This window comes from Leptolyngbya sp. 7M, assembly GCF_018128485.1.
In genome coordinates this window covers 738,113-750,495 of sequence record NZ_CP070897.1, presented here as the reverse complement: position 1 = coordinate 750,495, position 12,383 = coordinate 738,113, and the positions used below count along the sequence as shown (strand labels likewise).

Below are 12,383 nucleotides of genomic sequence, written 5' to 3'. Positions count from 1 at the left end.
TAGGATCAGACCTTCGCGACGCTTATCATCGCTGCTTCGTTGCGCCGTAGAGCAAGATTGTAACCGAGCAACCGAACCTCTATTGGGTCGCCGAACGGGGCGGCTTTGATGACACGGACCGAAACTCCTGGGACAATACCCATCTCCATCAAACGATTGGCTATCGTATCCGTGCCAATTACAGCTGTGACCATGGCCTCTTGGTTTGCCTTAATATCAGTGAGGTTCATATTGTTTAGACAGGTAGGTGCTCCTTCGCAAAGGCCGCAAAGCTATCACCTATTATCTCTTAAATTAAATGATTCTAAATACTATTTTCAAATTGCTGTAATATCTTGTTGTACCGTTTGCAAGCAAATAATGAAAGATACCGAACACCTTTGTCATAACACTTGTGTAAAGTTCTATCTGTCTGTTCTAGAATTTGAATCTCAGACTTTGATTTTATGAACTATTCGCTTGAGACACTTGAATTCCACCGGTTGGTCGATCTACTCATTGGTCTCACTCAGACCGAAATGGGGCGCAAAATGATGCTCGATCTTCAGCCCATGACAGACCGGATCGGATTGGAGCGCGAACTTTCGGGAATTTCAGAAACAATATTGCTCAACGAAGAAAAGCAGGTCTCATGGTCATTCAGTGGTATGCAGGATCCGAATTATGCCCTTGCTGTGTTAAAGATCCGCAATGCATCGCTCGAACCTGAACGAATGCTTGAAATTGTCCGTTTATGCGAACAGGCATTGTTCGCTCGCTCTTTGATACATCCTGAAAAGGAATTTGCCGCGACACTTTGGAACATCGTCGAGGATATTCCGCCGAATCTGCTAGGAACACTGGACAACGTCAAACGGAAGATATTGCCCGGCGGCGAGATAGACGACTCGGCCTCGCCTGAACTGGGCCAAATTCGCCGTGAACTTAATGCACAGCGGTCGCGTTTGGCCCACTCTCTTGAAACCGTAATGCGTTCGGCGGGAGATTCTATTCAAGATCAGATCGTAACTCTGCGTAATGACCGATATGTTATCCCTATTAAGGCAGATCTCCGCGGCAAGGTACGCGGTGTCGCTCATGGCTTCTCTTCCAGCGGGCAGACCGTTTTTATCGAACCGCTCGAAGCCATCGAAGCAAATAACGAGCTCCAGAACATAAAAGGCAAAGAAGAACGCGAGATATCCAGAATACTATTCGACCTGACCGAATCGCTCCGCGACCAACTTCCTGCCATCGAAAAAGCCGCCGACGCAGTAGGAAAGCTCGACTTCATTAGGGCAAAAGTCGAATTCGCTCGCCGTTTCAAAGCGATCGTCCCTGAACTTTCGAATGAGGGTTCACTGTATCTTGCCGACGCAAGACATCCTTTGCTGGAAGAGAATTTAAGGAATCAGCTAGCGGCGAATGGCAAACAACCGTCTGATTCGGATCAGACCGATGAGATAGTGCCGTCAAGTTTTTCTTTAGATGCCAAACGATCGGTAATGATAATCTCTGGTGCGAATGCAGGTGGCAAGACCGTTGTTCTCAAGACCGCCGGGTTATTGAGCCTTATGGCAATTTCCGGGCTTCCCGTCCCTGCAAAACAGGCAAAGGTGCCATTTTATAGATCAGTGTTGGCAGACATCGGCGATCACCAATCACTTTCCGCAAATCTCTCGACGTTCAGCTCCCATATGTCCAACATCGCGGAAATGATGCGCGATTGTATCCAGCCCTCACTTGTTCTACTAGATGAGGTTGGCACCGGGACCGATCCGGAAGAAGGGTCGGCTCTGGGTGTTGCGATAGTCGATCATTTCCGACAAAAAGGAGCTCAGGTCATCGCCTCAACTCATTATCGCGGTTTAAAGATATACGCCGCAAATGATCCGGACGTGATAAACGCTTCCGTCGAATTCGACGAAAAGACGCTACAGCCAACGTATAGACTGCTTATCGGTCTGGCCGGAGCCTCTTCAGGAATTCAGATCGCCAGCCGATTCGGCATATTGCCGGAGGTTATCGACAAGGCACGTCAGAATTTGGATGTTTCGGCACAGGAAGCAGAGGCTTATTTACTAAAGCTGCAGACCGAGACCAAACAAGCTGAAGATCTTCGTATCGCACTCGAAGAAGAACGAGAGGCAACAGCACTAAAATATGCTGGCCTTGAGGTGGAAGCGTTGCGCAAAGAAAAAATCAGACAAAAGGAATTCGAACAGAAGCTGGCTGAAGCCCTTGAATCGTTCGAACGCCAGTCTAAAGCATTTATTGACACGATCGAGGATAAGGCCCTCAAAAACAAACTAGACAAAGAACGCTCAGCCCGAAAAGCTGAGCTTAATAGAGCAATACTCTCGAAGCTAAATGAAGTTAACAGCTCAGTATCTGACCCCGAATCTTCAATCTCCAGCGAAAGACCTTCAGATATAAACATTCCCATAAAGGTCGGTTCGAAGGTTACCACATCGCTTGGAAAAGCAGGCATTGTGGAGAAAATCGATAAAGAGATCGCCGAAGTACTTGTGGGTAACATCAGAATGCGGGAAAAACTTTCTGACCTGCGAACGATATTTACTCCAGAGACCAAGCAAAGAACCTCATCTACTGAGAAGCGAAAGTCAACACCAAACCTTCGGCCTGATAACCTGGAAGCCCCGGCTGAACTGAATCTGATCGGCAAAACCACTGCAGATGCAGAATACGAGCTTGATCGATTTATTGACGAAGCTTATATGGCGTCGCTGCCGCGAATACGCATCATCCACGGCTTCGGAACCGGCGCTCTCAAAAACTATGTCCACCATTTTCTAAAGCATCACGAATTAATCGAGCGATTCGCCTTCGCTCCTTCCTCCCAAGGGGGCAACGGCGCGACGATCGCAGAACTGAAAATGTAGAAGCCTTGGCAATAGCATTGAAGATGAACCCCACTCAGTCTATTTGTTTACTGCTGAGTGCTATAATGTCACCTTGCTTTACGATCAATACTTAATTGATGACCTCAGAGACCGCGCTGACCTCGTGCGGATCATCGAACCCTACGCTCCTTTGAAGAAAAAAGGCGCGAACTGGATGGCGTGTTGCCCATTTCATCAGGAAAAAACGCCGTCATTCTCGGTAAATCCTTCAAAGGGCTTTTATAAATGTTTTGGCTGCGGTAAAGGAGGGAACGCCTTCACATTTCTTATGGAAATGGAAGGACTTAGCTTTCCAGAAGCTGTCCGTCGTGTTGCCGAAATGACCGGAACCGCGCTTCCGGAACCTATCGACGATAAGCAGTATCAACAGACAAAAAAGAAAAAAGAACAGCAGAAAAAGCTTTCTGAAGAGCTCATCGAGCTGAATCGCATAGCTTTGACATTCTGGGAAGAATTTCTCTATTCGGGTGACAGAGCGGCGGCCGCTGCACACAATTATCTGGAAGGACGAGGCATAACCAGAGCCGTGCTCGAACAGTTCCGGATAGGTTTTGCCCCGAATGAATGGCAGGCACTTCACGAACATCTGCTTGCTAGTGGTGCGAACGATAAGCTTATTGAACAGAGCGGTCTGGTCTCTAAGAATGAAGAAAAAGGCCGTATTTATGACCGCTTTCGGCACCGGATCATCTTTCCCGTATTGGATGTTAACGGCAACCCTGTTGCCTTCGGTGCTCGTGCGATGGGAGATGAGCAACCAAAATATTTGAATTCTCCCGAGACCGCTGCCTACATCAAGGGCAAGCACCTTTATGGCCTTCATCACTCTAAAGAAGCGATCCGTCAAAAGAAATTCGCGATACTGGTCGAAGGCTATCTTGATCTGATAGCTCTATTTCAGTTCGGGATAACTAATGTTTCAGCGAGTCTTGGGACGGCCTTCACGCCAGATCAGGCAAAATTGCTCTCTCGTTACACGAAACGTGTGGTCATAAACTACGACGGTGATGCAGCAGGCATCAAAGCCGCCAAGCGTGCTATTGAAGAGCTGTTGCCCCAAGATTTTGACGTAAAGGTACTTGTCTTACCCGATGGGCTTGATCCGGATGATTATATTCGCTCGCAAGGGGCCGAGCGCTACAATGAAGCTCGCGGTATGGCCATGCCGTTTCTTCAATTCACTCTCGATGTCGCGATGAAGGGACGATCAATGAATAATCCGCGGCAAAAATCAGATGCAATTGAAGAAGTGCTCCCAGCAATTGCGGCGATCAAGAATCCGATCCAAAAGCGACAAAGCTTCGATGATTCGATGGCGTTTTTCCGTGTCGATGATGTCGCCGTCAAACGTGAGCTGTGGAACACGGTCAAAAACGGACGACGTACAGAAAGCGAGATTGTACGACAACAGATAAAGCGCGTTACGCAGGCAAAACTCACCATAGCCGAGCAGCAATTGCTGGAACTCCTGATCTATGATGGGGAGCTTCAGGACAAGATCCTGCCGATCCTCGAAGAAAGCGACTATGAGAATCTTGCGTCGGCACAGCTGTTCCGAGGGTTAATTGATCTGCATGAACGGGGGCTGGAATTCTCGGCGGAACATATTGCGGAGTTCATCGAAGACGATGAATTTCTTCAGGACCTTCTGCCTATATTGATGATGTCCGAGCCGCAGCGTGTTTCGGGCGAGGTGATCGATGAGGTATTCCATAAAGCGGAAAATTGCGTCTTCAGCCTCCGCTCGATGGCGATCTCAAATAGAATCCTTGAGATCTCTCAGGAAGTGATCGCCGCAGAACGCGACAATGACCAGAACAAGTTGCGGGATCTTATTGCTGAACAACTCGATCTGGCCAGAATGAAGCATGACCTCCTTAGCAAAATCAAGGAAGTCTGATATACTTTTCGGTTTAAAAGCCGTTGTGGCGTATGGAACCTTTCCCGCCTGATGTGCGTATATAACTATAAGATTTGACAGCGATTTACGACCGGTTCGATCGAGATCGTTCAGTGATTATGCCCGATTACGATGAAAAAGAAGACCTAATGGACCGCTTGTTGGCATTAGGTAAAAGAAAAAAATTCCTCAGCCTTGACGAACTTCATCGCGAGATCCCGGAAAATATGATGTCCCCAGATGATCTGGAAGACGTCCTGGAGCGGTTGGAAGGCGCAAATATCTCCGTAGCTGAATCCGATGCACAGCTTTTGGAGCGTGCTTCCAGCATGGCATTAGATGATGAACAAGAGGTCGATGTTGAGGACGAAGATCTCGATCTTGATCTTTCGGCTGGTGTTCTCGATAAATCTAACGATCCGGTCCGTCTCTATCTTAGGGAGATGGGAATTGTCCCGCTCTTGACTCGCGAGGGTGAGGTTTCTATCGCCAAAAGGATCGAACGCGGTCAGATGAAAACGCATAAGGCGATCTTCCGGTCGCCAATCGCTGTCGAGCGTTTGATAAAGATAGGCGAAGAACTCGAAACCGGAGATTTCGGCATCCGCGAAGTTGTAACGTTCGCTGAGCAGGCCGAAATATCCCTTGAAGAGGATAAAGCCGAGGAGTATCTTCGGTGGACGCTCGAGGGCATCGCAAATATAAAACAAAATTATGCAGCGGCAGTAAAGATATGGACATCTTGCAGGAAAGAAGTTTCCGCTACTACTGGACGCGGTGCACGCAAACCTGGGAAAAGATTGCTGCGGCTAAAGCGGCAATCGGCCCGTGCAAGGCTCGAAATTGCTGCGGAGATCAAGAATCTTAATCTAACGGAATACGCGTTGCAGACTCTGATAGCAGCCATTCGCAGTACCGTCGATGTGATTCGAAAACAGGAAAAGGCGATCAAATCGCTCGAGACAAAAGCATCGAAAAAGGTCTCGCTGAGTGAGAAGCGGGAGCTGAACGCGAAGATAAGAGCAGCGAAAGCCGTCATCACGGAGATCGAGGAAAAGTACTTTCTTACCGCAACAGAGATCAAACGCTGCTACCAAACGATAAGCGTCGGCGAATTTGAAACAAATCAGGCAAAACGTGAGCTCGTTGAGGCGAATCTCCGGCTGGTTGTATCGATCGCGAAAAAATACACGAATCGCGGACTGCAATTCCTGGATCTTATCCAGGAAGGCAATATCGGCCTGATGAAAGCCGTCGATAAATTCGAGTGGAGACGGGGTTATAAATTCTCGACCTATGCAACTTGGTGGATTCGGCAAGCCATAACGCGAGCCATTGCAGATCAAGCGAGAACTATCCGAATCCCAGTGCATATGATCGAAACGATCAACAAGCTTATCCGTACGTCTCGCTTGCTCGTTCAGGAACTCGGACGCGAACCGACGAGCGAAGAGATCGCAAAACGGATGGACATCCCTGTTTCAAAGGTTCGTAAAGTGCTCAAGATCGCTCAGGAACCGATCTCGCTTGAGACCCCGATCGGCGAAGAAGAGGATTCCCATCTCGGCGATTTCATAGAGGATCGCTCAATACTAAATCCAGCGGAATCAGTAACCTTTTCGAATTTGCGCGAGATAACCGATGAGGTTCTGGCGACACTTACGCCGCGCGAGGAAAAAGTGATCAAAATGCGCTTCGGGCTCGGGAACACCGGTTCGGAACATACACTTGAAGAAGTTGGTCAGCATTTCGCCGTTACACGCGAACGAATTCGTCAGATCGAAGCAAAAGCCCTTAGAAAGCTTCGCCATCCATCGCGTTCGCGAAGACTAAAAGCCTTTCTTGAAGGCAAAGCATAATTCTACGGCCGGTGCTTGAGTTCGTTGCCGGCCATCCTTTTAAAACTATCGATGAAAGCTGACGAACAGGGTTTCGCCAAATCGAATACCGCTCTCATTTTGGGATCGCTCTTGATCTTATTGCCGTCGATCGACACGGCGAATAAATATTTTGGGCTTCGAGGGATCGCTGTTTTCGTTTGTATTGGGCTTATCGGACTTTTTATTTCTATTCGCTATATAATTCCCTTCCTCCGCGAGAAGATATCAGAAAACGTCTTTCTTTATCTTTCGGCAGCGATGTTCATTGGGCTTGCGGTCGCATCTGCTATCGGATATCAGCTGGCAACCTCAGGCCGATTCGGGGCGGGCAGCGATGCTGACGACGCACTAATAATCGCTGCTCAGGAATTGTTCTCCGGAAATTACCCTTACTATAAGGAAACATATTTGAAAAATGGTATCTCGCCAATGCCGGGATCCGTCTTGATAAGCGCCCCATTCACGCTTAGTGGAACTATCTATTTGCTCAATGTCTTCTGGCTGGGTGTTCTGTTTTTCATAATACGTTGGATATCAGGAAATGCGGTCGCATTTTTTGGAATTGCGCTGATGCTTGCCTTTTCGCCGACATCTCTTCAAAACCTTGCAACGGGCTCCGATTATATCGCTAACACGGCATACATTTTGTTTGCTATCTGGGCACTGCTGACATCACTCTCTTCATCGTCATCGCCGAAATGGCAAGCCTATGCCGCAGCGGCACTCTTTGGCTTGACACTTTCATCGAGGTCTAATTTCCTTGTCCTTTTACCGCTAGTTTTCTCCGCTCTGTATCAGATCGGCGGTTTTTGGCAGGCGATGAAATATCTTACTGTAGCGGGAATAGCCTGCTTGGCGGTAACGCTTCCCTTCTACATTTGGGATCCCGCCGGCTTTACACCGCTAATTGTTCAGGCGAATAAAGTGACGTCTATCGAAATCGTGCTTCCCCACGCTGGCAAGTTGATACCGCTTAGCGGCTTCCTTGCTGCAGGGATATTCTCTCTTCGTCGATATAAGGCTAATGATCCAATGTTTTGGTGGTATTGTGCCATTGTGCAGTTCATCATTTTGGTTTTTACTACGATTGTCCATTCGATCAAGCTGGGAGAGCCGGATATTTTCGTTGGTCAGTCCGGCTACGGTATGTTTACCCTTGTATTCGCCGGTGTTGCATTTGCACTAACATTTTTGCCGCGTTCTAATTTTCCTGACGCGGCCGAGCCTGAGATCGCCAGTTGAACGCATACCTAAAACTTCTAAGGCCGCAGCAATGGATAAAGAATCTCTTTGTCTTTATCCCCGCATTCTTTGCCGGAAAGGTATGGCTGCTTATTGAATCCCCGAAACTGATCCTTACTTTTATCGCATTTTGTCTTATTGCGAGCGCGGTCTACATCTTTAACGACCTTCGCGACCTCGAATACGATCGTTTGCATGCACTTAAACGACAGCGTCCGCTTGCAACCGGTGCAGTGCCGGTCCGCAATGCGGTGGCTTTGATGATCATATTGGCGATAGCATCTATTTTGATCGCGTTCTATATTTCTAACAATATTCCTCTCATCATTGGCGGTTACGCTGTTCTTAATCTCATTTACAGTCTTGGACTGAAACACTTTTCTCTTATCGATATTTCGTTCATCTCGATCGGATTTGTTCTGCGCGTTCTCGCCGGAGGTATGGCCATCGATGTAACAGTCTCAAAATGGCTTGTAATGATGACGTTTCTGCTCGCATCTTGCCTCGCTTTAGGAAAGCGACGAGATGATCTTCTTTTGGATATTGAGAAGGAAGATCTTCGTCCGGCTCTGAAGGGATATACGCTGGGATTTATCGATACGTGTCTTGTTGTTCTCGGCGTCGCAACGATAGTTTGTTACATAATGTACACCGTGTCAGAAGAGGTCGTGCAGCGTCTTCACTCTGACAATATCTATCTGACCTCGGTCTTCGTGATACTCGGAATGCTTCGTTTCCTACAGATCGCAATGGTTGAGGAGAATAGCGGTTCGCCGACCGATATCTTGCTTCGCGACCGCTTTATCCAAATACTTATTGGTCTCTGGCTCGCGTCATTTGCATTTATCATTTATGTCCTCTAAACGCGTCGCAAATTGGGGCAATTATCCGAGCGTTGAGGCGGAGATGCTCGAAAGCCGTGATCTTGACCGCATTCGTGAACATATCACAGGCACGTCCAAACTTATCGCACGCGGCAATGGGCGATGCTACGGCGATGCCTCTCTATCTAAGAATATCGTTTCCTCGCTTCCCTTAAACAGATTTCTGTCATTCGATATAAAAAATGGAGTCATCGAATGTGAATCCGGCGTTATGCTCTCTGAGGTTCTTGCGGTTTGCGTCCCCAACGGATTTTTTCTTCCAGTAACGCCCGGAACTAAATTCATTACGGTTGGAGGGGCGATCGCAGCCGATGTTCATGGAAAGAATCATCACGTCCACGGTTCGTTCTCAAATTTTGTTGAGGAGATAGTATTGCTCGACGAGACCGGCCGCTTTGTGGTTTGTTCAGGTACTCGCGAACCGGAGATCTTCTGGAAGACATGCGGCGGAATGGGGCGTACAGGTATTATAATTTCCGCAAAGATCCGACTTAGAGCAATTGAGTCTTCCTATATTGAACAGACCTCCTACAAAGCCCGTGATCTTTGCGAGATAATGGAGCTTTTTGAAGAGAATCTTTCATCAACATATTCCGTAGCCTGGATCGATTGTTTTGCAAAAGGACAGAAGATGGGCCGATCGATCCTCCTGCTAGGAGAACACATCTCCGGTGAAAATCTCCCGATCAAATATAAAAACGAACCTCTTCTAGTTCATCAGGAGCCTCGACTGAACTTTCCATTTACTGCTCCTTCCAGTACAGTGAACTACCTAACGGTAAAAATACTCAACGCTCTTTATTACTCAAGACAGCGGGGTAAGGTCTCGAAAAAGGCGATCCATTACGATCCATATTTTTACCCGCTGGACCGAATAAACAACTGGAATCGTGCGTATGGAAAACGAGGCTTTGTCCAGTATCAATGTGTCATTCCGCTTGAACAAAGCAAGACCGGGATGGAAAAGTTACTGGCTGAAATAGAGCATTCGGGCCAGGGCTCGCCGCTCGCCGTCCTTAAGCTTTTTGGTGAAGCGGATCCAAATGCAGTAATGAGTTTTCCAATGAAGGGCTATACTCTTGCGCTCGATTTCAAAGTGAGTGAGCGTGTTTTTAGCTTGCTCGATAAGCTGGACCGAATAGTTGCCGACCTTGGGGGAAGGGTCTATTTGGCAAAAGATGCTCGGATGAATGCCGAAGTCTTTGGTCAGACCTATAAAAAACAGGTAAGCTCAGCAAAGTTTGCTTCGCTTCAGTCTGAGCGTTTAGGTTATTAAAGGAATGGGAAAATGTCTTCTGCTATTGGGGGCAAATTCAGACATCGGCTCTGCCATTGCCAGAAAGTTTGCCTCCGAGGGATTCGACGTCATACTCGCGGGCCGAAGATCCGAGCGCTTTGATTCACTCGCCTCGGACCTATCGATCCGACACAATGTTAAGACTTTTGTCGTCGAATTTGATGCATCAAAATACGAAACTCATCAGCGTTTCTTCTCAGATCTTCAGATGCGACCAGAGGTTGTGGTGTACTCTATCGGGCACCTCGGCGATCAGGTAAAAGCTCGCACTGATCCTGAATTGGCACTCGATATAATGACTTCGAATTACACCGGGGCTGTGTCAATACTCTCACTTTTCGCTAATGAATTCGAACAGCGAAAGAGCGGCAGCATTATCGGCATTTCTTCCGTTGCCGGGGACCGCGGCCGTCAGAGCAATTACATATATGGTTCGGCGAAAGCTGGATTTACTGCCTTTCTATCTGGCTTGCGGCATCGCCTGTTTCCAAGCGGCGTAAATGTGATAACCGTTAAACCGGGATTCATATGTACAAAAATGACCGAGGGAATGCAGCTTCCAACCCCATTAACCTCTACTCCAGATAAGCTTGCAGAGGCTGTATTCAGTGCTTACAAGAGAAGAAAAGACATCGTCTATCACTTGCCGATGTGGCGATCGATCATGTTCATCATCAAAATGCTTCCTGAATCTCTGTTCGTGCGCACCAAACTTTGATCATCGAAATCAATAGAAACCTAACAATGAAGAGTTCTCACGATGAACATACTTTATGTTGAGAATCCATTTCTCGTGTAAAATTCACTCACATAAGTCCTATTTGCATCTTTGTAGAATGAATATACACCCGTCGGTAGGAAAGGTAGTATTAGCGTCCATAGCTGTTTGGATGGTTTTTCTAACCGGGTTCACGGCTTTAGCGCAAAACTTCCGGTCAGGATATATACTTCTGCGGAGGGACTAGGCATCGGATTTGTTGATTATAGCTATCGTGACTCGCGCGGTTTCATGTGGTTTTGTACGAGGGACGGCTTTCCCGATTCGATGGTTCGCGTTTTGTTACCTATGCCATCGTCGATACAAATTCACCGCCCGGAACAGAGAATATTTATGAAACGCGTGATGGTGTGTACTGGATATCAACGACCAGGAGCACATATCGATTTGATCCGAGCCGAACCTCGCAGCCTGAAAGTGACCCACCTAGACTGAATGCACAGTTCGTAACAAATTCACGAGGAATGTCCCTTCAAGACAGGAACGGTGTACTGTGGCTCGCGTCCACAAGCCTATTTAGATTGGCAGATATTGACGGAAAACAGGCGTTCGTTCCCGTACCACTTGATATTCAAGCTAGATCGAATGCTACATTTACGGCATTCGAACTTGCCGAAGCATCAGACGGGGTTCACTATGGATTCAAAGCAGTTTGGGTTTGATAAGGCGGCTTCCTGACTCACCGATAGTTTTCTATCCGCACGATTATTCCGTTACTGGTGGTGAGACAGCCATCATTGCTGATACATCGGGTCTCATCTGGTTGAGTTTTGGAAATAAGATCTTCGTCCTTAAGCCGTAATCAATTGAATCGCTTCCCTAAGATGAACCACTCATTATTAAACAGTTGGGCCCGACCGCAGATTTGGCCGCAATAAGTTAGTTAGCTCACCCCATTGTTTTCGCATCCTTTGAACTTTTTTCTCGAAAGGGGAAGGAAGTTCTTGACTTCTGAAATTTGGGGGGACGTCAATGAGCATGGAGACAATAGCGCCCGGAAATGATCACTTCGCAAAAGCCCAGGTTATAAACGGGATCTAAGGACCCGTGGAGGGAACCAACGTCGTGCAACTAGACAACCCTGCGAGCCCCTCATCATTGAATCAGGGAGGAGCTTGGTTTTGTATAAATATATTTCTGCGGGAAACAGAGTGCTTTTGGCGGATAAATGACAGCCCAACGCTTACTCCAAGAACCGTCCACTTTGGAACCTACGCTGATATATCGATCATTTACCTCTTAGGTAATGAGTTCCGCTAATTAGCTGCAATATCACCGATCTTACGAGCTTCTTGCAAAGCATCTGTAAGGTCGGTGATCTTTCCATCGAGCTGCATTTCGTAAACTGCATCAAGGATGCCTCTGAAGCTAGGGCCGGGCTTGAGTCCAAGTTCGATCAGATGGCGGCCCATCAGGATCGGCTCTGGAGCTTTGTGCTCTATGTGGAGCGATCGAACGCGCTCGATAAACCATTCCTGGGCTTCTGAACCGAAGATCAT

The 12,383-nt window shown here is 47.6% G+C and carries 9 protein-coding genes and 2 pseudogenes; 9 read left to right on the top strand and 2 right to left on the bottom strand.

Annotation, left to right across the window (positions count from 1 at the left end):
* Positions 1 to 5 precede the first annotated feature (5 nt).
* Positions 6 to 230: a ferrous iron transport protein A gene (locus tag JVX88_RS03550; RefSeq protein ID WP_225931331.1), complete on the bottom strand. Its 225-nt coding sequence runs from the start codon at positions 228 to 230 to the stop codon at positions 6 to 8.
* A 216-nt stretch (positions 231 to 446) separates the two neighbouring features.
* Here JVX88_RS03550 and JVX88_RS03545 point away from each other — a divergent pair, with 216 nt between their 5' ends.
* From JVX88_RS03545 to JVX88_RS03510, 9 genes and pseudogenes are all read left to right on the top strand, one after another.
* Positions 447 to 2,882 carry an endonuclease MutS2 gene (locus JVX88_RS03545; protein WP_211625805.1) on the top strand — a complete coding sequence of 812 codons (2,436 nt, stop codon included), beginning with the start codon at positions 447 to 449 and terminating at the stop codon, positions 2,880 to 2,882.
* A 73-nt stretch (positions 2,883 to 2,955) separates the two neighbouring features.
* Complete coding sequence (gene dnaG / locus JVX88_RS03540) at positions 2,956 to 4,803, top strand: DNA primase (RefSeq protein ID WP_211625804.1); 1,848 nt, start codon at positions 2,956 to 2,958, stop codon at positions 4,801 to 4,803.
* A gap of 119 nt (positions 4,804 to 4,922) precedes the next feature.
* Positions 4,923 to 5,303, top strand: a pseudogene (locus tag JVX88_RS43870) (sigma-70 factor domain-containing protein); the annotation flags it as partial.
* 630 nt (positions 5,304 to 5,933) lie between these two features.
* A pseudogene (gene rpoD, locus JVX88_RS43865) lies at positions 5,934 to 6,662 on the top strand (RNA polymerase sigma factor RpoD); the annotation flags it as partial.
* A 51-nt stretch (positions 6,663 to 6,713) separates the two neighbouring features.
* A complete protein-coding gene (locus JVX88_RS03530; RefSeq protein ID WP_211625802.1) occupies positions 6,714 to 7,925 on the top strand; it encodes a hypothetical protein in 1,212 nt (403 codons plus the stop codon).
* Entirely contained in the window at positions 7,922 to 8,788 is an 867-nt protein-coding gene (locus JVX88_RS03525) for a decaprenyl-phosphate phosphoribosyltransferase (protein WP_211625801.1), read from the top strand. The genes JVX88_RS03530 and JVX88_RS03525 overlap by 4 nt, the downstream gene beginning before the upstream one ends.
* Entirely contained in the window at positions 8,778 to 10,085 is a 1,308-nt protein-coding gene (locus JVX88_RS03520; RefSeq protein WP_211625799.1) for an FAD-dependent oxidoreductase, read from the top strand. The genes JVX88_RS03525 and JVX88_RS03520 overlap by 11 nt, the downstream gene beginning before the upstream one ends.
* 4 nt (positions 10,086 to 10,089) lie before the next feature.
* Entirely contained in the window at positions 10,090 to 10,824 is a 735-nt protein-coding gene (locus JVX88_RS03515) for an SDR family oxidoreductase (protein WP_211625798.1), read from the top strand.
* A 293-nt stretch (positions 10,825 to 11,117) separates the two neighbouring features.
* The gene (locus JVX88_RS03510) at positions 11,118 to 11,546 is read left to right on the top strand and encodes a hypothetical protein (RefSeq protein WP_211625797.1); all 429 of its coding nucleotides are present in this window, start codon (positions 11,118 to 11,120) and stop codon (positions 11,544 to 11,546) included.
* Between the two features lie 594 nt (positions 11,547 to 12,140).
* Here the strand turns inward: JVX88_RS03510 and JVX88_RS42940 are convergent.
* The gene (locus JVX88_RS42940; RefSeq protein WP_211625796.1) at positions 12,141 to 12,383 is read right to left on the bottom strand and encodes a hypothetical protein; all 243 of its coding nucleotides are present in this window, start codon (positions 12,381 to 12,383) and stop codon (positions 12,141 to 12,143) included.

Excerpts from the sequence above, each read along its gene's own strand:
- JVX88_RS03545 (WP_211625805.1), top strand. The coding sequence starts at position 447 with ATGAACTATTCGCTTGAGACACTTGAATTCCACCGGTTGGTCGATCTA.
- JVX88_RS42940 (WP_211625796.1), bottom strand. The coding sequence starts at position 12,383 with ATGATCTTCGGTTCAGAAGCCCAGGAATGGTTTATCGAGCGCGTTCGA.
- JVX88_RS03530 (WP_211625802.1), top strand. The coding sequence starts at position 6,714 with ATGAAAGCTGACGAACAGGGTTTCGCCAAATCGAATACCGCTCTCATT.
- JVX88_RS03520 (WP_211625799.1), top strand. The coding sequence starts at position 8,778 with ATGTCCTCTAAACGCGTCGCAAATTGGGGCAATTATCCGAGCGTTGAG.
- JVX88_RS03550 (WP_225931331.1), bottom strand. The coding sequence starts at position 230 with ATGAACCTCACTGATATTAAGGCAAACCAAGAGGCCATGGTCACAGCT.
- JVX88_RS03515 (WP_211625798.1), top strand. The coding sequence starts at position 10,090 with ATGGGAAAATGTCTTCTGCTATTGGGGGCAAATTCAGACATCGGCTCT.